Raw genomic sequence first — 23,978 nt, forward strand, 5'->3', positions numbered from 1 at the left:
GTCAGTGCTTCGTGGGCGGGATTTCCCGGGGCGCGGAGAAGAGGCTGTCCCGCCCGTGGTTGAGCACGACTTCTCCGCCCACGACTTCACGCACGTCCGCCAGGGACACCGCGAAGTCCTGCCGGCGGATGAGGCCCTTCTCCACGATGAGTTCATCCCCCGTCATCTCGACGATGCGTCCGGATTTCCGAACGACTGAACATGGTTGCCTCCCCCAGGGCGGTCCGTGGAGCCCCGTGCGCGAAAGCTGGCTTTCACCCCGCAAGCCGGCAGCGGACAGGCGGGGCGCCGCACCGGTGAAGCCCGCGTGAGACGCACGGCGAGCAGGCGCCCGGTCAGGGCGCCCGTGGGTGCCTGCCTGGCTGCCCGGCGTTCCACCCGTGCGGGGCTCTGGCCCGGGTGGCCGCCCGCCAGGATGTGGCCATCTTCGCCCCTGGGAGGTGCATATGGTCGTTGGTTTCTTGGCGTCGCGGCCGGGGCGGTGGCTCCGCATCGTGACGGGCGCTGGGATGGTGGTGGGCGGACTGGCGGCAGGGACGTCGCGAGGCGCGGCGGTGGCGCTCGTGGGCCTGGGTCCCCTGGTGGCCGCGGCCCTGGACTGGGTGCCCACGGCGGCGCTCTTCGGTCTGCCCATGGACGGCCCGACGCTGCGGCGCGAGCTGGGTGTGTCCGACGAGGCGTCGTTGTTGGAGGGCTTCCCTCGCGCGTCCATGCGGGACGTCTCGCCGACGCTTCACTGAGCAAAGGCCCGCGGCGTCGGGCCTTGGGGGCTCATGGGGAGACGGGCTCCGCGGCGGCATGGGGCCACGCGGGAGAAGTCAGGGCGCTCCAGTCCTGTCCGCGCGCCCAGTCCTCGAAGGTGTGCCAACGGACCTCCGGGAAGCGGTGCCGCAGCGTGAGGACGTCCGCCTGGTAGCCCTTGCGGTCCAGCCACTCGTACATGGCGGCCAGGTCCTCGCTGCGCTCGCGGATGTAGTCCAGCGGAAGCTGCTCGTAGTGGATGCGGTGGCCGCTCACCATGGACAGCAGCCCGGCGGCCTGCTGGCCCGTCACCTCGTCGGAGGCCACCTCGATGCGTTGTTCCTCGAAGCGCTCCGGCTCCTCCATGACGCGGACGGAGAAGGCAGCGAGGTTCTCCAGGGCCACCATCTGCAGGCCGCGCGTGGGCGACAGGCCCATGGCGAGCACGCCCGCCTTCAACCCCTCTTCGAACATGCCGCTGGTGAAGTTCTCCATGAAGAAGGTGGGCCCGAGGATGGTGTAGGGCAGGCCGCTGCTGCGCACGTGCATCTCGATGCGGTGCTTGCTGTCGAAGTGGGGGATGCCCGTCAGGCGGTCCGCTCCGGCCACCGACGAGTAGACGTAGTGCTGTACGCGCGCGAGCCGGGCCGCATCCGCCAGGTTCTTCCCGTGGCGGACCTCCGCCTGCACGCCGCCCGGGCCAAAGGGCGTGGCGGTGGCGAACATGGTGTCCATGTCCTGGGCCGCTTGGGCGATGGAGTCCAGGTCGTCGTAGTCCCCGACGACCAGCTCGGCGCCGAGCGACTCGAGCTCGCGGGCGGTGGGGGAGTCCGGGTGGTGGATGAAGGCGGTGACGCGGTGGCCGCGCTGCAAGAGCTTCCGCGCGACGGCACCCCCCTGCTGGCCAGTGGCGCCGGTAACGAGCACGGAGCGTGAGAAACCCATGGGCATGTGTGCACCTCGTGACGTCAGATGTTCGGAAGTTGGGGATGACGGACGCCGCTGGCGAGCACACCGTGGGGGCATCGAGCCTCACGGACAGGGGTTGCCGGGCGGCCGGGCCAGCAGGCGGCCTGGGCGTCTGCCGCGCTACCGCGTCGTTCCGAAGACGCTTTGGGGCGCTCGGTGCCTGCTTGGGGGCGGCGCCTTCTTTTTGGAAATGTCATGGTCCTGCCCACGATGAGCAAGCGTGACAAGCTTCAGGACTCCGAGCTGGTGGCGGCCGCCCGGGAACTCGGCGCGGAGTTGGCGCGCTTCGAGTCCCAGGCCGAGCAGCTCGAGAAGGCGCCACTTCAATCCGAGAAGCACCTGGAGCGCGCGTCGGCGATGCTGCAGGGGCTGGCGGACCTGGATGAGCAGCTCCGGGGGCGGGTGACAGCGCTGGTGGGGGCCATCTCGAAGGTGAGAGATCGGCAGCAGGCGCAAGCTGAGGCCATCCACCTGCGTGCGCAGGAGCTCCAGCGGCGCACCGAGGTCTTCAAGGACCTGCTCGTGCGCTACGGCGCCCTGGGACAGAACGCGGGCGAGCTGAACGTGCAGATGCAGCAGTTCGCGCAGCAGCGGCAGGCGGCGAAGACGCCGGAGGAGAACGCCGCGCTGGCGGGGACCTTCCAGGCGCTTCAGGAGCGAATGTCCCTGGTCGCGGACGAGGCCCATTCTCTGGCACAGGCCGCGGAGGAACAGGCGTTCCTCGACGTGGCCCGGCAGGCGGACTCACTGCGTCAGCAGTTGTTGTCGGCGCGGAACAAGATGTCGCTGTTGCAGAAGAGCTTCGGCGGCGGGGCGGCTAGCTGAGGTACGTGGGGGCGAAGTCGTCCGGGCTTTCGATGGGGCGCCGTCCCGAGAAGCCGTCGAGCAGGGCGTGCCAGTGGGAGACGGCGGGGTCTCCGAAGCGCCAGCACAGGTAGACCTGCTCGCCGCTCCGGTGCGCGCGGAAGTCCACGAGGCCGTCCGCGCCCTTGATTTCCAGGCCCATCTCCTGGAGTTGGAGGAGCTCGCCGCGGATGCGCTCGAGGAGGGTGTCGCGCTCGTCGCGCAGGGAGGCCAGGCTCGGGTCGTTGGGGCTGGGCGCGGCGCCCAGCTCATCCGCGAGCTGCTGGGCACGCTCCACCCACGGGCGGACCCGCTCGAAGGTGCGCGTCAACAGCGGCACCAGCCGATTGGCTTCTTCCACGCTGAAGTAACGCATTCCCCCGAGCATGCATCGATAGGGCATGCGCCCGCTACTGTCCCGGCGCGCGGGGGACGTCAGCGTGTCGCCCATTCAGCGCTGGGTTGTGTCACGCGTGGACAAACTGGCGCTATCTATGGGTGTCATATGTGTATGGGAATGCGGTCAAGGTTCGTAGGGTCGCAGATTGGATGTTGGCTATTCGTTCCGCTCTGCCTGATGTTGCTTTCGGGCTGTGTGTTGTCGCGGACGCCTCGGCCCGCGAAGGCGCCGCCCGAAGAAGCGGCTCGCTACCGATTTCCCGTTGTGCTTCCCACCGATGGGCAGCACGTCTTGCCAGGAGCGATTGCCGCTGCCGTCGCGTTCGCCATGGAAGACTTTCTCCCGCTGGGCGCACAGCCGCGTCGAGGCGCTACTCCCACGGAGGTTTGTGCCTCCCAGCGCCAGTCTTACGACGTGACAACTGTTCCTGGGGCGAATGCCGTGGTCTTCGTCAGCTTCTCAGCCCGGCCGGACGCCTGCCGCGACATGGAAGGACCGCCCCTGTCGGACGTTCCCATCGTCTACGCGGTGGATACGACCACGTGGCTCATCCTCTCCGTGCAGAAGTAGCGTGGCCCGCGCGAGCCGCCTCCTCGCTATCGGCCGCGCAGCAGGGATGCGTGATTGTCGCCCAGCCAGCGCTGGGCTGTGTCACGCAACGGGAACAGGGCTTCGCGCTCGCGGAAGGCCGGCGTGTGCTCGGGCGCACAGCGCCCCTCGTTGCTCGTGCCGTCGTCGAGGTCCGCGTGCAACATCGCGTGGAAGACGAGGTAGTCCACCACGAACGCGGGCACATGCGGCCGGTCCAGCGCTGGATGGATTCGAATCTCCCTCAACCGCGCGTCGTAGCCGCCCACGTGGATGCTGCGCCGCTTCGTGCCGGCCGGCTTGCGCGCCCACCCCACGTCCACTTGCACCCGGCCATCGAACCAACTCGCGTTGAGCCGGGCGAAGACGGCTTGCAAGTCGAAGCAGCGGCCCCGAGTGCGCAGCGGCTTCCCCGGCCGCCGCTCCCGGCGGACCCGCTCGTTGCGCTCGTGCGCGTAGGACTCCAGCACCTCGCCTGCCTGCGCATCCGCTCGGCCCGCATACGCCGCCATGGCCTGCACCACCGCGTCCGGCGCTTCCAGGAAGAGGTGGTGGATGCGCAGCCGCAGCCCCTCCTCACCCCGGCGGAAGCTCACCAGAGTGGCTCGGTTGTCCGTGAGCCGTAGGTGAACCGGCAAGCCAAGAATCGAAGACAACCGCCGTGCCAGGTCCGCCGCCAGCGGCAGGGCTTCCTCGCGCGCGGGGAGTCGGCTTTCCGGCACGCTGCTCGCGCGCTGCTCCGTCGCCAGTGGCAACGCTTCCTCACGCTCATGCACGGGACGCCGGTCCTCCACGCCAGTGCTTACAGGCCGCTCCGCCGCCAGTGGCCGCGCTTCCTCACGCGCCGGAAGCCTGCGCTGCACGCTGGTGCTGGCGCGCGACTCCGTCTCCACGTCCGCGCGCTCGGGCGCCGCCGTGTCGAACAAGCCCAGCTGTGAGGTCGGGGGCGAGGGCATCCACCGCCAAAGGTAAGCCTCCCGGCGCGAGGATTCCAGGAGGATGGTCGCTCCCCGGGCGGAGAGGCGGAGGTCGCTGTTCGAAAATGTCGGGGGTTTAGCTTCGCCGCCGCCCCGCTCAGGACATGCGGCAGAGCCGGTCCACCCGGTTCAGCATCGTGGGCGTGCGAGATGCCCCATGCATTCGCCGGATGTGCTCCGCCGCCGTGGCCGCGTCCATGCCCGCCGCTCCGACGAACAGCGGCCGCAGGCTCTTCCCCCTCAGCACGGGCACAGAGGGCCCCGTGGTGACATAGGCCGTCTTCGCCACGCCAATGACGGGCACCTCTCGGTTGAGCGCTTCGTACAGGTGCGCCCCCAGGCCGGGCCGGTCCTCGCCGAGCCACACATAGCCATCCACGATGATGGCCTCCAGTGGCACCTCCACCCGCGCCAGCACCCGGAGTAGGTGCGGCAGCTCACGGCGGTAGAACTGCCCGGGCTCGTAGGGCTCGGCGGCGGGCCCATGCTCCACCAGGTGCGAGGCCTCGTTCGCATCCGCCCAATTTCGGAACAGCACGCACGCAGCCACGGTGAGTTCGGGGCGGTAGTCCACGTCCACGCAAGCGAGCATCGTGCTGTCCTCCTGACTCAGGGCGACTGGAAGTCCTCGAAGGTGACCTGCGCGGCGCGAAGTTGCTTCACCATCTCCAGGGACGGTGTTTCCGTGGTGCGGTAGCGCGGCGGCCACAGCTCTGGCACTGGCGTCAAACAACTGCCCGCGATGCGCTGCACCTCCCGCCACGGCACGGTGAAGAACTCATCACCTTCCGCCGCGGGACGCACGGCGACCATGTCCGCCTCCGGCAGCAGGGCGTCCACGTCGTGCGACCAGACACACCAGGAGATGGGGAACTCGTCCCGCTTGCGCGCCGTCGCGCTGTAGCTGGCGACGAACAGGTCCACCTCCTGCGCCTCATGAAGCGCGTCGAGCTCCTCCTTCTGAGCGCTGTACTCCGCCAGCGCCAGGCGGACGTGGGCCAGCCGCACCCGGTTCGCCAGCACGTCCTGACCGGGGTGCACGTAGGGCACCACGCGTCCCGCGTCGTCCACCGTGTACAGGGCGGGCGTCAGGCACCGGGACGCAGCCGCGTACTCCCGCTCTGCGCTCTCGCTCAGCCGTTCCACCATCTCCGGACGCGCGTCGCCGCCGATGAGCAGCGTGGAGCGCTCCGGGAGGATGGCGATGGGCCGGCCCTCCACGCGACCGGCGAAGGACGCGAGGAACCCCGGGCGCAGCAGCCGGGACGTCTCGTAGGTATCGCGCGTCTCCACCGTCCACAGCGGGCCGTGCTCCTCGTCGTAGAGCTCCACGCCTTCGTCCGGGAGCCGGGCGAGGTTCGCGTGGGCCGCCGTGAAGGCTTCGTCCTCGGTGACGCCCCAGGTCTCCAGGTGCCGACGCTGGACGAACATGGCGGACTCCGGCAGGTCCATCACCAGCAGCTCGCGCAGGAAGGGCAGTGTCCGCCGCCCCACCATCTCCCGGTCCGCCTCCGCCGGCTTCTGCAGCGACATGCCGAAGGTGGACGCGCGCAGCACGGGCAAGAGCAACTCGCGGGCCTGCTCCCAGTGGAGCGAATCCGGCGACTCCTGCCACAGCGCGCGCAGGTAGCGCTGGATGAGTTGGACGCGCTGCTCGGGCGGCAGCTCGCGCGTGTCCGCGAAGAGGTTGTCCAGGAAGAAGGTGCCGTCACTTCCGGCGCGGGTGATGTCGAGGCCGTAGTCCTGCGTGCGCCGCTCCACCTTCTCCACCGCCGGGTCGGCGCGCAGCAGCGCCTCTACCTGCCGCATCAGCGCTTCGCGCGGCTCCACCGCCCAGGCCTTGGAGGGGCCGGGAGGTACCTCGCCGGCCGCTGGTGTCTTCCTCCCGAAAAGCCTGCCCCAGAACCCCATTCTCGCTCCCACGTGTGTGTCCGCGGCGAGGTTATGTCCGGTGGCCCGTGGGCTCCACCGGAACACGCAGGTCCCGTCACAAAGCCAGGAATGCCAGCAATGCGCCCAAGTCCTCGTCAGACAGGGACTCCAGGCTGTAGAGCGGCATGTTGCCCCCGACACCGAAGAACTGGCCGTGCCTCACCTTCTCGATGACGACCAGTGACTTGGGCACGCCGGGGAACAGCGCGTCGTAGTCGTTCGTCACCTCCGGCAGAATCGACGCCAGCTCGGTCAACCGGCCCGCGCCGGTGTGGGGCTCGCCGTGGCAGCTCTGGCAGGCCTCCACGTAGACCTGCTGTCCGCGCGTCACGTCACCGCGCGTGACTTCGAGGATGTCCTTCACCACCGTGAAGGGACGGGCCGGCGCGGACGGGCTCGGGCTGATGCTCACCAGGTATTCGTACAGCGCCCGGCTCTGCGGCGAGTCCTTCGGCAGCGGCGTCACACCCCGCATGAAGTTCACGTAGCAGAAGTTCACCGCGTCCAGCAGGCGCGTCTCGAAGCCGCCCCACCAGCTCTCCCGGAACGCCGAGTCATACAGCGTGTAGCCGGAGTCCATCCGCCCCACTGGCGCGGTGGGCGTCGTCGCGTGGCATGTCGCGCACGAGAAGCTGTTGAAGCCGCTCTCCGACAGCCGCGAGTCGTTGAACAGCACCTCGCCGTACTCCGCCGCCGGCACGCGGCCATCGCCGCTGTCGTCGCAGCCGGTCAGCGCCAGGGCCAGGGCCACCACACCCCATGCCGCGCGCTTCATGGCTGCCCCCGCAGGATGCTCACCGAGTCCGGGAAGATGCCCACCTCCACCGTGCCCACCACCGTGCCTTCCGTCAGGTCCACCGCGTGCAACGTGCCCGGCCCCACGTGGTCGCCTTCGCAGACGACCAGGCCGATGCGCTCGTCGGGTGTCAGCGTGACTTGATGCACGTTGAGACAGCCGGCGTCCGCCAGTTGCACCTCGCGCAGCACGTTGCCCGTCTCCGGGTCGATGACGGCCAGTGCGTCCACCAACTGGTAGGGCATGTACAGCGTGCGCCCGTCCGAGGTGAAGGCGCCGAACATCGGGGGCCCGCGCAGTGGTGGCACGGCGCGCTCGGGCATCATGGCGCGCGTTTGGGGATTGAGCACGTGCAGCTGCCGGCTGGCCATGGAGCTGACCCAGACCTCGCCCGTGGTGGGGGATTGTGTCAGCGCGTAGGGCTGGTGCCGGGGCGCCACCGGGCTGCCCGAGTCCGTCGCCACCTTCACCCGCGTCACCGTGGGTTTCGCCTCCGCGAGGTCGACGATGGCCACCTCGTCCGACCAGCAGGCGATATAGGCCGTGCGCTCGTCCGCGGACAGGCGCACCGCGTGAGGCGCCGGGCACACCTCCACCATGTCCTTCCGGGTCATGGTCCGCGCGTCGATGATGGCCAGGTTCGCGTTCATGTCCGAATAGGGGCGGTTCTGGCGCGCCATCTCGGAAATCTTCAGCGTGTCGAAGTGCGTCTGGTACAGCGTGTTCCCATCCGCGCTGATGATGACGTCACCGGGATTGGGGTTCACACGCACCGAGCCCACGAGCCGGTTGTCGCGCGCGTCCAGCTTCAGGCAGTAACCGTCATCCGCGCCCGTGCCGTGGGCACCATGCGGCCCCGAGCCACCCCCTGGCACGTAGTTGGAGATGCCGACGTAATAGAAGTCCCCCGCGGGCGACACGGCGGTGTGGTGCGGCCCCTCCAGCTCCACCGGGTTGAGCCCCACTGGCACGCGCGCCAGCTCGCGGAAGTCCGGCGTGCCCACGGTGGCCAGCTCCACCAGGCTGAGGGTGTCATCCAAGCTGTTGGTGACCAGGATGCGTCCGCCGGGGCCCGGCGGTGGAATGAACGTTCCTTCCCGCCAGGGCTCCTCGTGCGCGTAGTCCAGCCCGTCCGGTGGCGTCACGCCCACCACCCGCGCCGAGTTCTCATCACAGCCGGCCATCAGCAGCGCCAGCGCGGGCATCCACCACGGTGTCCAGTGGCTCATCGCGAATCCTCCACGCGGATGGTGCGTGGTGACTCCAGGCGATACGGACCTTCACGCAGCCGGTTCTGGACCAGGTAGGCGCTGGTCACCTGGACGCGGAGGTCCTGACCCGAGGCGGCACGGAGCGTGTCCCAGGTCGCCGCGTCGAGCTGCCACTCCATGTTCGATGTCAGCAACTCCACCGGACACCGCCGCCCGGGCACGGTGACCTGCACCCAGTAGAGGTCGCCGGTGACGGGCGGCAGATGCGCCTGGGCGGACGGCAGCAGCAGGTTGCCCAGCCACGCCATCATGGTGCGGGGCGTCTCGCGCGATGGAAGCCGGGAGGCCAGCGGAGACGTCCAACGCCACGTGGGCGGCGCCGCGTCCATCGCATAGGTCTGGCCCGGGACGGGGGACTCCAGCGTCACCGCCTGGGAGCTGTCGGTGGGCCGGCCTTGCGCGTCGACGAAGGTGCGCCACGCCTCATCGGTGGCATCGCCGCCGTAGAGCGGTTCGCCGCACGCTTCGTTCCGTGGCGCGTCCTCGCCGTCGCAGGCGGTGCCCAGCACCAGCAGCGCGGCCGCGCAGGGGGCCCACCGCCACTTTCGAATCGGGAGTGTCATCAGAAGCCTATCGATGTGGACGCCGTGGGCCACGGCGCCTCGGGAGGAGGGAGGACAGCAGCAACAGCAGGGGCAGGGCGGGGCCCGCCGCGGCGGCGCAGCCACCGGACTTCGGCTCGGGTGGGCGCTGCTCGGGCGGCTGTTGCCCCGCGTCGGCGGTGCCCGCGTCGGGCGTGCCCGCATCCGGCGGCGGCGGCTCCTCCACGCCACCATCCGGGTAGAGCGGGGCGCCCAGTTGCTCCGCGAGCTGCGGCCAGCGGGCCGGGCAGAGGTCCCGCACGGGGGTTCCGCGTGGGCACAACTGCGTGCCCTGGATTTCGTACAGCGCGAAGATGTGTTCCCAGGTGCGCCCCTGGTCCGTGCTGCGCGCCAGAGCCCAGTCGTGCAGCCAGGTGGAGCCGCAGCCGTAGAGCGTCTCGCCGTCGCGCAGCACGCACGCGTTGCCGGTGGGCAGGGGTTGCTTCTCCAACGGGCCGGTGCTCGAGCCCATGAAGAAGTAGTTGAGGGTGCCCACCCAGGCGGTGCCGCCATCGGAGGACAGGTCCATGTTGATGAACGTGTCATCCAACACGGTCACCTGCGTCAGCGTGCGGCCCCCGTCATCGCTGCGCAACAGGTGCGTGTAGCCCTGCGCGGAGACGCGCACCCACACCACGTCCACGGCGACGGGGTCCACCGCCACCACGGTCAGCGCGTAGGGCCGCAGCAGCTCTGGGAGCGCATGCGGGAACTCCTGCCAGGTGTCGCCCGCGTCGTCGCTGCGCAGCACCACCATCTGGTTGTTGGAGACGCCCGACACATAGAGGCGGCGGGGGTCCACCGGGGACACGCGGACCGCGTTCAGCTCCAGCCCCGTGCGCAGCAGCGGCGAGGCGGTCCACGTCTCTCCGCCGTCGTCGGAGCGGTACAGGCCGTTGGCGATACCGGGCCGTCCGGTGACGGCATGGAAGACGCGGTCATCGGTGGGGTGGGCCGCCAGCCCCGTCACCCAGGTCGACTTGAAGAAGGGATGCGTGCGCCAGGAGCAGCCCTCGTCCGGGGAGTGCAGCAGGGCGCTGCCAGTGGCGGCGAGGATGTCGCCGGTTTCCCGCCAGAGGTAGGCCTCTGGGCGCCATCCGCCATACCCCATGGCATCCGGACACACCCAGCGCCAGGTCTTGCCGCTGTCGCGGGAGATGACCGCGCCGAACGTCGTCCCGGAGAAGAAGTCCTGGGGGTGGCCTCGGCGGAGGGTGATGTTGGACGTCTCCGGGAGGCCGGCGTGGGCATGCGCCGCCGCTCCAGGCAGCACGGCCAGGAGGGAAGCGACGGTGCTCAAGGCAACCGTGATGCGCGACTTCATGCCAATGGACTCCGGGAGAACGTGCCGGCCCCCACGTTAACGTTCGCCCCGCCGGAGCATAGCGGGGGGAATCGCTGCCCAGGTCGCGCATTCCGATTGAGCGCCTGGGGCTCGCCCGTTACCAGGAGGCCCCTCTATGGGAATGGAATATCGGCAGCTCGGCGGCTCTGGCTTCAAGGTTCCGGTGTTGACGCTCGGGACGGGAACCTTTGGAGGCCAGGGGGACTTCTTCAAGGTGTGGGGCAGCAGCGGGGTCGAGGAGGCCACGCGTCTGGTGGACATCAGCCTGGAGGCCGGGCTGAACATGTTCGACAGCGCGGACAACTACTCGCGCGGCCTGGCGGAGGAGATTCTCGGCAAGGCCATCTCCGGCCGCCGGGAGAAGGTCATCCTCTCCACGAAGGGCACCTTCCGCTCGGGGGAGGGACCGAACGACGTGGGCTCCTCGCGCTTCCACATCACCCGCGCGGTGGAGGCCAGCCTGAAGCGGCTGGGCACCGACTACATCGACCTCTACCAACTGCACGCCTTCGACGCGCTCACGCCCGTCGAGGAGGCGCTGCGGGCGCTCGACGACCTCGTGCGCGCCGGGAAGATTCGCTACATCGGCGCGTCGAACTTCTCCGGCTGGCACCTGATGAAGTCGCTCGCCACCTCGGAGAAGTACGGCCTCGCGCGGCACGTGGCGCACCAGGCCTACTACTCGCTGGTGAGCCGGGAGTTCGAGTGGGAGCTGATGCCCCTCGCCCTGGACCAGAAGGTGGGCACCGTCGTGTGGAGCCCGCTCGGCTGGGCACGGCTGACGGGAAGGATTCGCCGGGGACAGCCCCGGCCCGAGGGCTCCCGCATGCAGTCCTCGCTCAACGCCCAGGGGGCGCCGCCTCTCTCCGAGGAGTACCTCTTCCGCGTGGTGGACGCGCTCGATGCCGTCGCCGCGGAGACGGGGAAGACGGTGCCACAGGTCGCCATCAACTGGCTGCTCCAGCGCCCCTCCGTGTCCACCATCGTCATCGGCGCGCGCAACGAGGAGCAGCTCCGGCAGAACCTGGGCGCGGTGGGGTGGAACCTCACCCCTGACCAGGTGGCCCGGCTCGACGCGGCCAGCGCGGTGACGCCCACCTACCCGTATTGGCACCAGCTCGGCTTCGCCGAGCGCAACCCATTCCCGACGAAGGTGGACTGAACGCGGCCTTGGGCGGCGTCTTCCATGTGGAAGACGTCTGCCTCGCGAGGACGCTCGCCTCCCTTCATGGGGTCTGCTACGCACGGCGCCTGGTCCGGCACGTGGAGAGCCCAGGGGGTGGGCCCAGGGGTGCCTGGGGGAGTTCACGGCATGGCGCGTTCCACGGTGGAGCCGGGACACGGTGACGAGCTGCCCGCCAGTACGGGCACGCGGCCCTTCTGGGAGGCGGTGGCGCAGGGGACGGTGGACATGGCCGTCCGCATCTATGAGGCCCTGGCGGCGTCGCAGCGGGACGTCGTGCTGGAGGAGTCCTCGCGTGCGTCCGCGTTCGCTCGCGCCACACTGGTGTCGGTGCTGCGGCGGGCGCGTGACTTCGCTGGCGCCGCGCGGGTGCTGGAGGTGGATGGCGCCGCTGCCGACGTTGCACAGCTCCACGAGCAGGCGGGTGCGCTGCTCCTGGCCGCGGAGGCGTGGCTGCGCGCGGGTGAACCGGCCCGGGCGGCGGCGGCCTTCGAGCGCGGCGGCGCCCTGGAGCGGGCGCTGTCGCTGTACGAGTCGCTGCGGGCGCGCGAGGCCATGGCCCGTTGTCTCACCCGGCTGCGCCGTCCCATAGAGGCCGCTGCGGTGTACCGCGAGCTGGGCAACCCGCACGCGGAGCTGGAGTCCCTGCGTGCCGTGTCTCCGGACATCGCGGTGGCGCGGCGTGAGGCGGTGCTGCGGATGAGCGCGCTGCTGGACGCGCAGGGGGAGTCGTGGCGGGCGCTGGTGCTGCTGGCGGATGCGCTCCAGGAGCCGGAGCTTCGGGGTGACATCGCGCTCCAGGCGGAGCACACGCGGCTGCTGCGTCACCTGAACCTGAATGGCGGTCCGTCGGTGGAGCCCGCCCGCGCGCCGCCACTGCCGCCGCCGCCGGACGGCTACGAATACCTCAAGGCCATTCCCCTCTTCGGCGAGTTGTCCCTGGTGGACATGAAGGACCTCTACCAGCTGGCGCGGCCGGTGCAGTTCGCGCAGGGGGCCACGGTGCTGGAGAAGGGCGCGCCCGGCTCGGGGCTGCTGGTGCTGTTGGAGGGGACGGTGGACGTGCTCGTCGGTCCGGCGCCCGGCGCCCGGTTGCTCAACACGCTGGGGCCTGGAGCCTTCATCGGCGAAGTCTCCCTCATCCTGGACGGAGACACGTCCGCGCAGGTGTGCGCGCGCACGGACGTGCGGGCCCTGCGGGTGACGCGCGTGGACTTCCAGCACTACCTGGACACGCACGAGGCGGCCGCGCTGCGCATCCTCCGCCTCTTCACGGAAAAGCTCGCGGAGCGCGTGCGCGCGCTCAGCGCATAGCAGGGGAGACGGCCATGGCGCACGTGCACGGCGCGGACAGGCAGCGGGCCGTCCAGCTCGCCAGCGAGGGCAGGTTGGAGGAGGCCCTGGCGGAATACCAGGGCGTGGTGAAGGACGCGCCGGACGACGCGGAGGTGCGTCAGAAGGTGGCGGAGCTGCTGGAGTGGCTCGGCCGTTCCGCGGACGCTGTCGCCGCGTACCAGGAGGCCGCGCTGGCTTGGACGAAGGCGGGCCAGCCCCTGCGCGCGGTGGCCGCGTGCGTGGCCTTGCCTCGGCTGGGCGCGCCCCAGGCCGCGCTCGTGCGCACCGCGCGCGTGCTGGCGGAGCGCTTCGCCCTGCCGCCGGGCGCGGCGGTGCCCGTGGAGGCCACCCGGGCGCATGTCGCGGAGGAGGGCGCCACCGGGCTGCCCATCCTCTCGCAGGTGAGCCGGGAGACCTTCGTCGCGCTGCTCGAGGTGCTCCAGGTGCGCGCCTTCTTTCCGGGGCAGACGGTGGTGGAGGAGGGGACGCCGGGCGCCTCCATGTTCGCCCTGGTGGAGGGCCGCGCGGACGTGGTGCGCGCGCTGGAGGACGGCCAACGGCGGAGCGTGGGCACCGTGACGCCCGGGGACTTCTTCGGGGAGCTGGCGCTCATCTCCGAGGGGCCCAGGCTCGCCACCGTGGTGGCCACCGAGCGCGCGGTGCTGCTGGAGCTCACGCGCCAGCACATGGAGGCGGTGGCGGCGCGGCACCCGGATGTGACGGCGGTGGTGGACGCCTTCTACCGGCGGCGGATGGTGGAGAACCTGCTGCGCAGCAACCCGCTCTTCAATCAGTTGTCGCCCGCGCAGAAGGCCGCGGTGTCGCGCGACTTCGAGCTGCGCTCCTTCGCCGCGGGCGAGGCGCTGATGACGCAGGGCCAGACGGGAGACGCCTTCTACGTGCTGCTGCGTGGGCGCTGCACGCCGTGGCTGGAGCAGCCTCATGGACGGCGCGTGGCGCTGTCCGCGCTGCGCGAGGGCGACGTCTTCGGTGAAATCTCCCTGCTGCTGGACAAGCCGGTGTCCGCCACGGTGCGCGCGGACGTGGCGGGCGTGGTCCTGCGGCTGGAGCGCGACGCCTTCCAGAAGCACCTGCTCAGTCAGCCAGGCCTCAAGGGCCAGTTGATGCGCATGGGCACGGAGCGGCTCCAGCGCACGGCGCAGGCGCTGGCCTCCGGGCGGGTGTTGCACGACGGAGACCTGCGCGTATGACGCGAAGGGCTGGCGCTGGAAACACAACGCCCGGGCCTCCGTGAGGAGACCCGGGCGCGGTGAGGTCCGGACGGTGCCGGAAGACTACATGGAGTAGCCGAGCGTCAGGCCGAACACCTGGGCCGTGCCGTTGTAGACGCCCGTCATGCCCGGCGCCGTGCTGTCCTTGTCGAGCAGGTTGACGAACTGGTAGGCGGCGTCGACGCGCACCGCGCCGAAGCTGTAGCCTACGCCCGCCGACACGCCGAAGCGGTTCGCGTCCGGCAGGTCCGGCGTCAGCGTCTCATCCGGGCTGGGCGCCGGGTCCCACAGCACGCCGGCGCGCACCTGCAGCGCGTCGGTGATGCCGTACTCACCGCCCAGGTGGAAGTTCCACGTCGAGCGCCAGTTCTTCGGCAGCGGGTTGTTGATGGCCGGGTTGTCCGGGAACTCGATGGCGAGCTCCGGGAAGCTGGACCAGCCCACCCAGTTGGCGTCGAACGCAAGCGTCAGGCGGTCCAGCGGCGTGACGGCGATGCCCGCCACCACCGACTGCGGCAACTTGACGTCACCCTCCACGCGGGTGTCCGGCAGACGGCCCTGGAAGGCCGGCGGCACGTCCCGGAAGTCCGCGTCGCCCTTGAACGTCATGCTGATGGGGCTGCGGTACTGCACGCCCAACGTCACGAGCTTGGGGACCACCACGGCCTGGACACCGGCGTTGAAGCCGAGGCCCCAGCCCGCGCCGCCCAGGTGCACCTGGCCTTCGCTGGTGACGAATCCCAGCGCGCGCTTAATCTCCAGCGTGCCGCGGGTGATGTTCAGGCCCGCGCCCACGCGGAAGCGGTCGTGCACCTGGTACGCCACCGTGGGGTTGATGTTGTAGATGGACAGCCCGGACTCCTGGGCGCGGAAGCGGCCCACGAAGTCGTCTTTCCACCGGCTGCTCGCGCCGAACGGCGTGTAGAAGCCCACGCCGGCCGCCAGCGAGTCCGTGATTTTGTACACGGCGAACACGTGCGGCGGCGGAGACAGCGTCGTCTTCTGCCCCTGCACCGAGCCACCCGTGGGGGTGAACTGCAGGCTGGGGAGGATGCCGGTGACGCCCGCGGTGATGTCCAGCTTCTCCACGCCCAGGATGTTGGCCGCGTTGGAGTAGATGGCGGACGAGTCATCCAGCCACGCCGCCGCCGCGTTGGCCATGCCCGAGGAGCGTGCGCTCTGGGTGTTGACCTGGAAGCCCGCGGCCTGGGTCGTCCCGGCGGCGAGCAACGTGATGAGGGAGAGTGTCTTCTTCATGTTGGTTCGTTCTCTCTCTGGAGGCCGTTACGGGGTGGGCGACGCGACGCCCGTTTTCAGGAACTGGATGACCTGGTTCTGCGCGGTGTTGCGCACGGACCGGAGGAACTGGCTGGTCGCCGAGCTGGGGTCCAGCGACGGGTTCACGATGCCGAAGAACGCGTGACGCACGTCCGCCGGCAGGCCCATTCCGTCCTCCGCCAGGTACGTCTGCACCGTGCGGGGCGTGGAGGCGTTGACCAGCGGGTGGTGGGCCGCGCTGATAAGGCCCTCGGTCACCGTGTTGGGGATGACCATGTCACCCTCGATGTACTGGATGAACGCCTCGCGGTTGGCGGGCGCGGACGGCGCGTTCTCCAGGTACTTGCCGTAGTTACGGGGCGAGGCCGGGTCCAGGATGGTGCGCGCCAGGGTGATGAACTCGTAGAACTCCGGCGTGCCCGGGGCGCGGCCGATGCCTTCCAGGGTCTGGAAGAAGCCCGAGCGGTACCGCACGAACGCCGGGTCGGTGGCCGTCAGGAGGATGTCCACCAGGTCACCGCCCACCGTGTTGAGCGCCGTGCGGCCCACGACGGGGGACACGGAGGCGGACAGGACGCCCTGGATGCCGCCCAGGCTCTGGCCCACGTAGCTGAACTGGCTGGTGTTCAGCGTACCGGCGCCCGCGCCAGCCAGGCGGCCGTTGAGGCTGTCGGTGTCCAGCGCACGCACCAACTGGGCAAAGTCCACCACGTGGTGGCGGAAGTTGTCGCGGGTGGCGAACAGGTTGACCAGGTTCAGGAAGCCCGCGCCGGAGACGTACGGCGGCTGGGTGGGACCCGGACGGGCGAAGTCGCCGCCCTCGCAAGTGCCGGTGGCGCTACCAAGCGCGGCCACGCAGCGGCCCAGGCCCTGGCTGGAGCAGAACACGTCACCGTGCGGCGACGCGGTCGGCCCCACGTCGCAGGGCGGCTGGTTGTTCGACACGCAGCGGCCGAAGGTGGCGCTGCCCGCCGTCACGTCGCAGGTGTCGCCGTCGTCGCAGGCCTCATCCGGCGTGGTGAAGGTGAGCTCGGGGACGCCATTGCGGTCCTCGTCGATGATGACCGGGGACTGCTCGCTGATGCCGGCGCAGCTGGCGCGCTCACCGTGGAACACGGTGTCGATGGCCGCCACGGCGTAGCCCGCCGCGTTGAAGTTGTTGGCCACCGTCAAGATGTTGGTGCGGTTGCCCGTCAGCCCATGGCCGTAGATGACCACCGGGTATCCGTCCGCGGGCGCCGCGCCCGCGGGCGTGAAGAGCATGAACGGGACGCGGTCGATGCGCGGCGTGGCGCGGTTGAGCGTGCCCTGTGCGTCATCCAGGAGGAAGGGCGAGTGGTACGCGCCGATGAAGACGCGGCCCACCGCGTCGTTGTCCAGCGTCAGGGCGGCCATCGTGCCCTTGATGGTGGCCGTCTGGTCCAGCAGGTAGACGGGGTCGGCCGGCACCTGCGTGGGGGCCGCGTTCAGCCGCTCGAGGATGGAGCGGGTGCTCTGGGTGGTGAAGGCCCACGCCAGGTTGATGTCCTTGCGCGGGATGCCCGCGGCCTCCAGGCCGTCGAACAGCCGCTTCATACCCAGACGCACCGGCTCCAGGTCCCGGGCGAGCGTGTCAGGAACGGCGGCCACCTGGCTCTTGCCATTGGCGTCCACCAGCGGGTTGGCCATGCGCATCAGCGCCTGCGCGGCGGTGGGCGCCACGGTGCGGCCCAGCGTGTCCTTCATGCCACGCAGCATCACCACGCCATACTGGGTGGCCTCGTCCAGCGGCACCTCCGGGACAATCTGGAGCTGCTGCGGCGAGTTCGGCGCCGGCGTCAGGCCCTCCACGACGGGCTCGCAGTTGAAGCACAGCTTCACCTGGGGGTTGGTGCCCGAGGTGGGGTTGGTCAGCTTGACGAAGCGCAGCGTGGTCTTCTGCTCCTCCTCGGTGTCCGGCGTGAAGCCGATCTTCATGCGCACGGTGTTCGCGTCCAGCAGGGAACCCGTGTCGATGGGGCCGCGTTTCGCGCCGTTCTCCGACACGATGGGCGCGGTGGTGGACCAGCCGTCCAGGGTGTTGAGGCCCTTGATGAGCATCTGCGCGGGGCCGGCCTCGGTGGGCTCCGGCAGGGCCAGCAGCCCGGTTTCGGGGTTGCGCAGCAGGTCATTGGGGAAGGGGACGACGCCGTTGCCCGGATCGAAGGTGGCCTCCGGGTGGTCCATGATGGAGAAGGTCCACAGGAGGACGATGTCCTCGCGCTTCACGCTGAACTTCTCGGACACCAGCTTCAGGATGGGCGCGTAGCCGCGGCGCAGCTGCTCCAGCCGCAGGGCGCTGGCCGTCTGGTCCGCCAGGCGGGCGGCGGGCTCCGTCACCGTGGAGGGGATGAGCTCGGTGGCCGTCTGGCAGTTGGGCGCCGCCAGGTCGTCGCAGGTGACCAGCGATTCGGCGGAGCTGGCGAAGGCCCACGTGGCGGACGGGATGACCGGCTTGCCGGCCGTCGTCTTCACGCCGTTCTCACCGCCGATGATGGCCACCGCGTAGCGGCCACCCTTGGGCCAGCCTCCGGGGAGCGGGGGGATGATGGTGACGAGGTTGGTTTCCTCGTTGTACCCGATGTAGCTGGGCGTCGCCGGCTTCGCCAGCGGCGTACCCGCGTACACGTCGATGATCTTCACCGTGTTCGTGTTGACCGTTCCCGCCTCCAGGCCCCGGATGCGGGTGGTCGCGGTGACCGTGGTCGGGAAGCCGTTGAGCGTGTTCACGTAGTCGCGCGTGAACTCCTGCTCCGCCGCCGGCGCCTGCGGGTTGATGGGCGCGTTGACCAGACCGTTGACAATGGCCAGGTCGTTGGGCGACGGGACGACGGGTGGAGACCCGGTTGGATCGAACTCCGCGACGACGGAGTCTTCGGGGCTCCGCGGCGGGTCCTGGGCGATATCGGGAGTACAGGCCGAGGCGCCCAGGGCAAAGGCCCCGAGGAACAACACCTTTCTCATGGGTACAACCCCCTCCAAGTCCTGGGTTGGATGACTGGACTGGAAACGTCCGTGGCGTACCACGTCCCTGGGTTGGCAGGAAGACAAGGGACTTGACGCGTCGTGTCACTTGTGATGGCGCGTGCGGGGTTGTGAGACGGGCGGTCGTTGACACGCTGCGCAGTGTGCCCCTGGCGGTTACGCTGCCGCGCATGAACCGACTATTGGGTGTGCTGGTGGTGGCCGTTGCCGTGGTGGCGCATGCGGAGGATGCGGGGGGCCTGAAGTGGACGGCGCCCGCGGACTGGGCGGTGCAGGGAGCCCGGCCGATGCGCGCGGCGACGTACAAGATTCCCGCGGCGAAGGGCGACACGGAGGGCGCGGAGCTGGCCGTCTTCTACTTCGGTCAGGGCCAGGGCGGCGCGGTGGACGCCAACGTGAAGCGCTGGGTGGGCCAGTTCCAGACGGCGGACGGCAAGCCCATTCCCCAGGAGAAGTCGAAGACGAAGGCGGAGAAGGTCAACGGCATGACGTTGACGACGGTGGACGTGAAGGGCACGTACACGGGCGGCGGGCCGATGATGGGCCCCTCGACGCCCAAGCCCGGCTTCCGGCTGCTGGGCGCCATCGTCGAGGGCGCCCAGGGCGCCGTCTTCTTCAAGCTGACGGGCCCGGAGAAGACGGTGGCCGCTTCGGAGAAGTCCTTCCGCAAGCTGCTGGAGTCGGTGGAGAAGCAGTAGCGGAAAGGCGCGGGGCTACTTCGCCCCGCGCGCGGGCTTCGCCTGGGCCTTGGTCGCGGTGCCACCCGCGACCGCGCGCTGGACGGCCGCGGTCGGCGTGCGCTTGGAGGGCAGGTCCGGCATGAGGAGCACCTCGATGCGCCGGTTGCGCGCGCGGCCCAGCGGGGTCGCGTTGGTGGACACTGGCCGCATCTGCCCGTAGCCCGCAGCCACCAGTCGGCGCGCGGGCACGCCGCCGGTGTCCTGGAGGAAGCGCACCACGTTCACCGCGCGCGCCACGGACAGCTCCCAGTTGGACGGGAAGGTGCTCTGAAGCTTCTGCGACGGGGGCGAGTCATCCGTGTGGCCCGACACCTGGATGGACTTGTCCTCCACCTTGGCCAGCACGCTGCCCAGCCGCGTCAGCACCTCCTGGCCGCGCGCGCTGATGCTCGCGTCGCCGGAATCGAACAGCACCTTGTCCACCAGGTCCACCTGGATGCGGCCCTCGGCATGGGACAGGCGGATGGCGCCCTCGGCGATCTCCGCCTTCATCTTGTCCTGCAGGTCGTCGTAGGTGGCCTTCAGCTTCGCCAGCTCCGCCTCCTGTTCCTGCACCGTCTGGCTGAGCTGTTCCTTCTCCGAGCTGAGCTGCTCCTTCTCCGTGGCGAGCTGGGCGCGCTCGGCTTCCAGCGCCGCCAGCTTCTGCTCCAGCTGCAGCCGCGCGGCCTCCGCGTCACGCGCCCGCGTGGCGGCGTCCACGGCGGACTGGCGGGACTGCTCCGCCAGCGCCTCGGCCTGGCTCGTCCCGCGGTGCGCCAGGTACATCACGCCGCCCGACATCAGCACCACCAACGCCGTCACCAGCCAGGGCACCCAGGGCCGTCCGTGCTGTGCCTGGCCGTGCTGCGTGGACTCCGTCATGTCGCGACCTCCCGAGTGGCTGAACGGGGGCCACCGTAGCCAGACGCCCAGGGTGCGCCTCAAGGCGCCCCGGTGTGCGCAGGTGTCTGGCGGTGCAAGGTTGCAGCGGTGTCAGAAGGGCGCCCTCCGCTTCGCACGCCGCGTCCGGAGGACACGGCCTGGGAGCGGAAACCCGCGCCGGAGATGGTGCACCTGGCGGCGAGGATGGCCACGTTGAGCGCGGGGAGGCATCCGCCAAGGGACCTTCCAGGGCTGCCCCGGCTCCGACCCGGAGCCCTTCTGCGGCTTCGAGTTCTTGCGGGAGCCCCACGACAGGACACGGCGTTTCGGATGGCGGATAGGGGACGGAGCGCCTGGCCAGATGCTCACCCAGCGAACACCCGTCCGGAGTGACTGGCGTCTGGCTGACGGCTGGGACCCAGGGGTGGGCTGCAATCCCACGCGGACGCCACAGCCTTTGAGAGGAGGCCCCCGGGCCTGCGGCGTTCATTCATGGGGGCGGAGGAGGCTGGCATGAAGGCAGTGGCGATCATCCTCGCTGCGGGTGAGGCCCGGCGGATGGGCCACCCCAAGGCGCTTATCGAGCACGAGGGAGGCAAGAGCTTCCTCCAGTCCCTGGCGTCCACCTTTGGCAAGGCGGGTTCCATGGTGCTTGGCGTGGTGGGGAAGGACTCCGAGGCGGTGCGCGAGCAGCATCCGGGGATGGAGCTGGTGGAAGCAGAGCGGTGGCAGGAAGGGCCCCTCCTGTCGATAAAAGCGGGGCTGGACGCCGCGCTGGAGGCGGGCGCGGACGTGGTGTTGCTGCATCCGGTGGACATGCCGGCGCTGCGCGCGTCCACGCTCAAGTCGCTCCTGAAGATGGCGGGGGACGCGGATGAGCTGCTGCGCCCGGAGTTCGAGGGCGCGCCTGGCTGGCCACTGGTGCTCTCACGGAGCGGGGCGGAGCGGCTGCGCGCCGCGGAGGGCCAGCAACTGGAGCCCGCGCTGGCGACGATGAAGGTGCGCCGCGTGCCGGTGAAGGACCCCGGCGTGGTGGTGAACATCAACACGCCGGAGACGTACGAGCGCCTGTTCGGCACGCAGCCACGGCTGGCGCCTCCGCCCAAGCGGCGCGGTGCCAAGCGTGGCACCGCGCCTGCGACGTCCAACGTGGCGGAGCTGGGCGGCGGTTCGGCGCCCATGGCCGCCGCGTCCGAGGAGTAGCGCGCGACGGCTGGCTGGCTGGGGCCTGTGAGAGAAGGGGCTCCGGCCAGCACACCCGAGGCGTCAGAACGTGAGGCCCAGCCCCAGGTACGGGCCGGTGAGCCGTTCGATTTGCTTCTCTCCGGTCGTGTGCCCGGCGTCGTTGAGGTAGAGGGCCCGCCAGCCGCCGCGCAGGTGGAGCGAACCCACGTGCACGGCCAGGCCGGCCTGGGCATCCACCTGACGGTGCGGGAAGGGCACCGCCTGGATGCGGGCCTCGAGGTCCACCGGCGAGGGGCCAATGCAGGCTTCCACGGACGCGGCGAAACTGGGGCCCACGAAGATGATGTCCGGCGCATGCGCGCTGGCGACGCCGCCCTCCAGCCGCAGCCGGCCCCGCTCCCCCGCCCACAGCGCCGCGGAGGCGTGCGCGCTCAGCAGGGTGATGCGGTCGGTGGCATCCGAGCCATCCGTCGCGGGCAGCGACATGCCGGTGATGCGCGCGTCCAGGCCCAGGTGGCGGCCATCCATGGCCATGAAGAGCCCCATGGCCCCGGCGTCGCCCAGCAAGTCTCCCTGCACGCCCATGCGCACCAGCAGCGGCACCGTGTCCTCTTGCTCGCGCATCACCCGCTGGGCGGGCCGCACGGAGGCGAAGCCCGGGCGGGTTGCGCCGATGACGGCCCCCGCGACGATGGAGCCCGGTGGCGGCCGGCGCGCGCGCGTGACGCGCCGCCGGGGCGCGTCGTCACCCCGGGGCGTGCGCTCGCGGCCAATGGCGGAGGCCGGGTGCGTTCGGCGGTTGCCGCGCGAGCCCTCGCGGGGCTGGCCAATGGCAGACGCGGGGTGGGCTCGGGCGCCGCGTGACTCCTGGGACGGGGAGGCCTGACGGGACGTGCTCCGTGACGAGGACGAAGACGAGGAGGTGTCTCGCTTGCCGAAGCGCGCCTGCGCGGGGGAGGTGCCCAGCAGGACACTGACCGCGAGCGCGGCGCACAGCACGGCCTTGGATGCGGGCAAGGTCCACTCCTCGTGGGGATTTCGGGGGCGGATGGATTCAATCGCCTTCCCTCCCCAGGGACCATGGACCTCCAGGCGCGAGCTGTCGTCCACCAGCGCATGCTGTGCGGCGCCAGACACCGCGCCGGTTCGCCGTCGCTGCGAATGCCACCCGGTGAAAGCTCACGCCGCGCGCTTGTCCGGGAGGCCGTGTGGCGCGCGGTGCCGGAGGGGCCGCGGGGCCTTCCCCATGCTGTAATATCTGCATGCGCGGGCCCGGCAGATGCTCATGCTTTGACAGAGAGCGGAATGCGGCGAAGTCGCTCGTGCCTGGGCGCGAAGGAGGGACTAGGGTGCCGGGTGTGACTCATCCCGTGGTGCAGCCGCAGGTCCTGATTGTGGAGGATGACCCGGACGTTCGGGGGGCCATGGCGGAAGCGCTGCACGACGAGGGCTTCGAGGTGTCCATGGCAATTAACGCCGTGGAGGCGCTTCGCGTGCTCGCGGCGTTGGAGTCCGCCTGCCTGGTGCTGCTCGACTGGGAGATTCCGCGCGTGGACGGGCGAGGTCTGCTCGAGCGGCTGCGGTCCGATGAGCGCTTCGCCGGGACGCGGGTGGTGGTGATGACGGCGGAGGCCGGGCCGTTGCCGCCTGGCGCGGCGGGGGTGCTGCGCAAGCCCGTGAGACTGGAGATGCTGCTGGAGGCGACGCGGCGGCACTGCCCGGTGGCCAGCGGCGCGGTGAAGACGCCCGCGTGAGCGCGGCTGCGCGCTGACGCGGGCGTGAGGACTTCAGAGGACGTCAGTAGGTGAGGCCCAGGCCCAGGAAGGGGCCGTGGAAGGTGTCGACGTGGGAGACGCCATCCACGTAGCCGGCGTCGTCCAGCACCATGCCGCGGTAGCCGCCGCGCAGCACCACCGCGCCCAGCTTCAACGCCAGCGCGGCGTTCGCGTCCACCTGCCGGTAGGGAAAGGGCGTCACCTGCAGGCGCGCCTCCAGGTCCAGGGGGCCGATGATGCAGGCCTCCAGGGAGGCGCCGAAGCTGGGGCCGACGAAGGTGATGTCCGGCGCGTGCGCGGTGCTGACACCGGCCTCCGCGCGCAGGCGGGCGCGCTCGTGGGAGATGAGCGCCCAGGTGAGGTGCGACTGCGTCAGGGTGATGGAGTCCGAACCGCTCGTCCCGTCATCCGTGGGCAGGCCCAGGCCCGTCAGCCGCAGGTCCACGCCGAAGCGCCGGCCCTCCAGCCCGAGGAACAGGTCGGCGCCGCCGCCCCCTTCATTGAGCGGCCCTCCCTGGATGCCCACGCGGAAGGACAGCGCCGCCGCGTGGCGCTCCCCGCGCAGCTCCGGCGACACGCCCATCCGATGGTTGCCGGTGATGAAGAGGTAGGAGAGCCAGCTCACCGTCACCGTGCTGGAGCCGCCACTCACGTGCCGCCGGTTGCTGGAGGAGCGCCGCCGGGAGGAGCGGCGGGGCGCGTCGTCGTCGTCGTCGTCGTCGTCGTCCGAGCCGATGGCGGAGGCCCCGTGCTCCTTGTCATCCCTGTCCCGGTTCGAGTCGCTCTGGGACGGCCGCGAGCGCTTGCCGAAGCGGGCCTCCGCCGCCGTGGGACCCAGGCCCAGCGCGAGCGCGAGAAGGGCACACAGCAGGGTCCGGATTGGGAACACGGGTCAGCTCCTGACGATGGGCCGGGGATGCGGCCGCCGGAGACCTGGACGCCT

At 70.4% G+C, this 23,978-nt stretch carries 24 protein-coding genes; 9 read left to right on the plus strand and 15 right to left on the minus strand.

Annotated elements, in window-relative coordinates; translation table 11 throughout:
- Window position 1: 1 nt before the first annotated feature.
- Complete coding sequence (locus F8M74_RS12880; RefSeq protein WP_228559449.1) at window positions 2–166, minus strand: hypothetical protein; 165 nt, start codon at window positions 164–166, stop codon at window positions 2–4.
- A gap of 280 nt (window positions 167–446) precedes the next feature.
- Here F8M74_RS12880 and F8M74_RS12885 point away from each other — a divergent pair, with 280 nt between their 5' ends.
- A complete protein-coding gene (locus F8M74_RS12885; protein WP_228559447.1) occupies window positions 447–740 on the plus strand; it encodes a YgaP-like transmembrane domain in 294 nt (97 codons plus the stop codon).
- Between the two features lie 31 nt (window positions 741–771).
- On the opposite strand, the gene F8M74_RS12890 is transcribed toward F8M74_RS12885, so the two are convergent.
- Window positions 772–1,692: an NmrA/HSCARG family protein gene (locus F8M74_RS12890; protein WP_141255650.1), complete on the minus strand. Its 921-nt coding sequence runs from the start codon at window positions 1,690–1,692 to the stop codon at window positions 772–774.
- A 213-nt stretch (window positions 1,693–1,905) separates the two neighbouring features.
- Here F8M74_RS12890 and F8M74_RS12895 point away from each other — a divergent pair, with 213 nt between their 5' ends.
- A complete protein-coding gene (locus F8M74_RS12895; protein ID WP_228559445.1) occupies window positions 1,906–2,535 on the plus strand; it encodes a hypothetical protein in 630 nt (209 codons plus the stop codon).
- Here the strand turns inward: F8M74_RS12895 and F8M74_RS12900 are convergent.
- The gene (locus F8M74_RS12900) at window positions 2,528–3,004 is read right to left on the minus strand and encodes a DUF2203 domain-containing protein (protein ID WP_141255652.1); all 477 of its coding nucleotides are present in this window, start codon (window positions 3,002–3,004) and stop codon (window positions 2,528–2,530) included. The two genes, F8M74_RS12895 and F8M74_RS12900, sit on opposite strands and share 8 nt — an antisense overlap.
- A gap of 390 nt (window positions 3,005–3,394) precedes the next feature.
- On the opposite strand from F8M74_RS12900, the gene F8M74_RS38455 reads away from it, so the two are divergent.
- Window positions 3,395–3,523, plus strand: a complete 129-nt coding sequence (locus tag F8M74_RS38455; RefSeq protein ID WP_255470639.1) for a hypothetical protein — start codon at window positions 3,395–3,397, stop codon at window positions 3,521–3,523.
- 26 nt (window positions 3,524–3,549) lie between these two features.
- On the opposite strand, the gene F8M74_RS12910 is transcribed toward F8M74_RS38455, so the two are convergent.
- From F8M74_RS12910 to F8M74_RS12940, 7 genes are all read right to left on the minus strand, one after another.
- Entirely contained in the window at window positions 3,550–4,497 is a 948-nt protein-coding gene (locus F8M74_RS12910; protein ID WP_141255653.1) for a hypothetical protein, read from the minus strand.
- Between the two features lie 118 nt (window positions 4,498–4,615).
- Window positions 4,616–5,110 carry an endonuclease V gene (locus F8M74_RS12915; protein ID WP_140800352.1) on the minus strand — a complete coding sequence of 165 codons (495 nt, stop codon included), beginning with the start codon at window positions 5,108–5,110 and terminating at the stop codon, window positions 4,616–4,618.
- Between the two features lie 17 nt (window positions 5,111–5,127).
- Entirely contained in the window at window positions 5,128–6,429 is a 1,302-nt protein-coding gene (locus F8M74_RS12920; protein WP_228559442.1) for a DUF1444 family protein, read from the minus strand.
- A 76-nt stretch (window positions 6,430–6,505) separates the two neighbouring features.
- The gene (locus F8M74_RS12925; RefSeq protein ID WP_141255655.1) at window positions 6,506–7,225 is read right to left on the minus strand and encodes a c-type cytochrome; all 720 of its coding nucleotides are present in this window, start codon (window positions 7,223–7,225) and stop codon (window positions 6,506–6,508) included.
- Window positions 7,222–8,475, minus strand: a complete 1,254-nt coding sequence (locus F8M74_RS12930) for a YncE family protein (protein ID WP_141255656.1) — start codon at window positions 8,473–8,475, stop codon at window positions 7,222–7,224. The genes F8M74_RS12925 and F8M74_RS12930 overlap by 4 nt, the downstream gene beginning before the upstream one ends.
- A complete protein-coding gene (locus tag F8M74_RS12935) occupies window positions 8,472–9,080 on the minus strand; it encodes a hypothetical protein (protein WP_171410096.1) in 609 nt (202 codons plus the stop codon). Before F8M74_RS12935 ends, F8M74_RS12930 begins: the two co-directional genes overlap by 4 nt.
- 7 nt (window positions 9,081–9,087) lie before the next feature.
- On the minus strand, window positions 9,088–10,422 hold the full coding sequence (locus F8M74_RS12940) for a sialidase family protein (RefSeq protein WP_141255658.1): 1,335 nt from the start codon (window positions 10,420–10,422) through the stop codon (window positions 9,088–9,090).
- A gap of 142 nt (window positions 10,423–10,564) precedes the next feature.
- Here F8M74_RS12940 and F8M74_RS12945 point away from each other — a divergent pair, with 142 nt between their 5' ends.
- From F8M74_RS12945 to F8M74_RS12955, 3 genes are read left to right on the plus strand one after another with little or no spacing between them, the layout of a single operon-like run.
- On the plus strand, window positions 10,565–11,605 hold the full coding sequence (locus F8M74_RS12945; RefSeq protein WP_141255678.1) for an aldo/keto reductase: 1,041 nt from the start codon (window positions 10,565–10,567) through the stop codon (window positions 11,603–11,605).
- A 24-nt stretch (window positions 11,606–11,629) separates the two neighbouring features.
- Window positions 11,630–12,940, plus strand: coding sequence for a cyclic nucleotide-binding domain-containing protein (locus tag F8M74_RS12950; RefSeq protein WP_141255659.1), 1,311 nt, complete (start codon window positions 11,630–11,632; stop codon window positions 12,938–12,940).
- A 14-nt stretch (window positions 12,941–12,954) separates the two neighbouring features.
- Window positions 12,955–14,172 (plus strand): cyclic nucleotide-binding domain-containing protein, encoded by a 1,218-nt coding sequence (locus tag F8M74_RS12955; protein ID WP_141255660.1) that lies wholly within the window; start codon window positions 12,955–12,957, stop codon window positions 14,170–14,172.
- Window positions 14,173–14,256: 84 nt separating this feature from the next.
- Here F8M74_RS12955 and F8M74_RS12960 read toward each other — a convergent pair whose 3' ends face one another.
- The gene (locus F8M74_RS12960) at window positions 14,257–15,450 is read right to left on the minus strand and encodes an OmpP1/FadL family transporter (protein ID WP_141255661.1); all 1,194 of its coding nucleotides are present in this window, start codon (window positions 15,448–15,450) and stop codon (window positions 14,257–14,259) included.
- Between the two features lie 27 nt (window positions 15,451–15,477).
- Complete coding sequence (locus F8M74_RS12965) at window positions 15,478–18,453, minus strand: hypothetical protein (protein WP_216619669.1); 2,976 nt, start codon at window positions 18,451–18,453, stop codon at window positions 15,478–15,480.
- A gap of 191 nt (window positions 18,454–18,644) precedes the next feature.
- On the opposite strand from F8M74_RS12965, the gene F8M74_RS12970 reads away from it, so the two are divergent.
- Window positions 18,645–19,172: a hypothetical protein gene (locus tag F8M74_RS12970; protein ID WP_225888313.1), complete on the plus strand. Its 528-nt coding sequence runs from the start codon at window positions 18,645–18,647 to the stop codon at window positions 19,170–19,172.
- A 15-nt stretch (window positions 19,173–19,187) separates the two neighbouring features.
- Here the strand turns inward: F8M74_RS12970 and F8M74_RS12975 are convergent, their stop codons facing one another.
- Window positions 19,188–20,075, minus strand: coding sequence for an OmpA family protein (locus F8M74_RS12975; RefSeq protein WP_141255664.1), 888 nt, complete (start codon window positions 20,073–20,075; stop codon window positions 19,188–19,190).
- Window positions 20,076–20,588: 513 nt separating this feature from the next.
- Here F8M74_RS12975 and F8M74_RS12980 point away from each other — a divergent pair.
- On the plus strand, window positions 20,589–21,278 hold the full coding sequence (locus F8M74_RS12980; protein ID WP_163884419.1) for an NTP transferase domain-containing protein: 690 nt from the start codon (window positions 20,589–20,591) through the stop codon (window positions 21,276–21,278).
- Between the two features lie 63 nt (window positions 21,279–21,341).
- Here F8M74_RS12980 and F8M74_RS12985 read toward each other — a convergent pair whose 3' ends face one another.
- Entirely contained in the window at window positions 21,342–22,277 is a 936-nt protein-coding gene (locus F8M74_RS12985) for a hypothetical protein (RefSeq protein ID WP_216619670.1), read from the minus strand.
- A 332-nt stretch (window positions 22,278–22,609) separates the two neighbouring features.
- Between F8M74_RS12985 and F8M74_RS12990 the strand changes: the two genes are divergently transcribed.
- Window positions 22,610–23,014: a response regulator gene (locus tag F8M74_RS12990; protein ID WP_140869163.1), complete on the plus strand. Its 405-nt coding sequence runs from the start codon at window positions 22,610–22,612 to the stop codon at window positions 23,012–23,014.
- Between the two features lie 43 nt (window positions 23,015–23,057).
- Here the strand turns inward: F8M74_RS12990 and F8M74_RS12995 are convergent, their stop codons facing one another.
- Window positions 23,058–23,924: a hypothetical protein gene (locus tag F8M74_RS12995; RefSeq protein WP_141255666.1), complete on the minus strand. Its 867-nt coding sequence runs from the start codon at window positions 23,922–23,924 to the stop codon at window positions 23,058–23,060.
- Window positions 23,925–23,978 lie beyond the last annotated feature (54 nt).

The sequence above is a fragment of the Myxococcus sp. CA023 genome (assembly GCF_010998615.1).
Lineage (GTDB): Bacteria > Myxococcota > Myxococcia > Myxococcales > Myxococcaceae > Myxococcus.

Coding starts and splice junctions, on each gene's coding strand:
- F8M74_RS12970 (WP_225888313.1), top strand. CDS start 18,645: ATGAACCGACTATTGGGTGTGCTGGTGGTGGCCGTTGCCGTGGTGGCG.
- F8M74_RS12910 (WP_141255653.1), bottom strand. CDS start 4,497: ATGCCCTCGCCCCCGACCTCACAGCTGGGCTTGTTCGACACGGCGGCG.
- F8M74_RS12915 (WP_140800352.1), bottom strand. CDS start 5,110: ATGCTCGCTTGCGTGGACGTGGACTACCGCCCCGAACTCACCGTGGCT.
- F8M74_RS12940 (WP_141255658.1), bottom strand. CDS start 10,422: ATGAAGTCGCGCATCACGGTTGCCTTGAGCACCGTCGCTTCCCTCCTG.
- F8M74_RS12885 (WP_228559447.1), top strand. CDS start 447: ATGGTCGTTGGTTTCTTGGCGTCGCGGCCGGGGCGGTGGCTCCGCATC.
- F8M74_RS12890 (WP_141255650.1), bottom strand. CDS start 1,692: ATGCCCATGGGTTTCTCACGCTCCGTGCTCGTTACCGGCGCCACTGGC.
- F8M74_RS12980 (WP_163884419.1), top strand. CDS start 20,589: ATGAAGGCAGTGGCGATCATCCTCGCTGCGGGTGAGGCCCGGCGGATG.
- F8M74_RS12920 (WP_228559442.1), bottom strand. CDS start 6,429: ATGGGGTTCTGGGGCAGGCTTTTCGGGAGGAAGACACCAGCGGCCGGC.
- F8M74_RS12925 (WP_141255655.1), bottom strand. CDS start 7,225: ATGAAGCGCGCGGCATGGGGTGTGGTGGCCCTGGCCCTGGCGCTGACC.
- F8M74_RS12950 (WP_141255659.1), top strand. CDS start 11,630: ATGTGGAAGACGTCTGCCTCGCGAGGACGCTCGCCTCCCTTCATGGGG.
- F8M74_RS12945 (WP_141255678.1), top strand. CDS start 10,565: ATGGAATATCGGCAGCTCGGCGGCTCTGGCTTCAAGGTTCCGGTGTTG.
- F8M74_RS12930 (WP_141255656.1), bottom strand. CDS start 8,475: ATGAGCCACTGGACACCGTGGTGGATGCCCGCGCTGGCGCTGCTGATG.
- F8M74_RS12880 (WP_228559449.1), bottom strand. CDS start 166: ATGACGGGGGATGAACTCATCGTGGAGAAGGGCCTCATCCGCCGGCAG.
- F8M74_RS12975 (WP_141255664.1), bottom strand. CDS start 20,075: ATGACGGAGTCCACGCAGCACGGCCAGGCACAGCACGGACGGCCCTGG.
- F8M74_RS12900 (WP_141255652.1), bottom strand. CDS start 3,004: ATGGGCGACACGCTGACGTCCCCCGCGCGCCGGGACAGTAGCGGGCGC.
- F8M74_RS12960 (WP_141255661.1), bottom strand. CDS start 15,450: ATGAAGAAGACACTCTCCCTCATCACGTTGCTCGCCGCCGGGACGACC.
- F8M74_RS12895 (WP_228559445.1), top strand. CDS start 1,906: ATGGTCCTGCCCACGATGAGCAAGCGTGACAAGCTTCAGGACTCCGAG.
- F8M74_RS12965 (WP_216619669.1), bottom strand. CDS start 18,453: ATGAGAAAGGTGTTGTTCCTCGGGGCCTTTGCCCTGGGCGCCTCGGCC.
- F8M74_RS12955 (WP_141255660.1), top strand. CDS start 12,955: ATGGCGCACGTGCACGGCGCGGACAGGCAGCGGGCCGTCCAGCTCGCC.
- F8M74_RS12935 (WP_171410096.1), bottom strand. CDS start 9,080: ATGACACTCCCGATTCGAAAGTGGCGGTGGGCCCCCTGCGCGGCCGCG.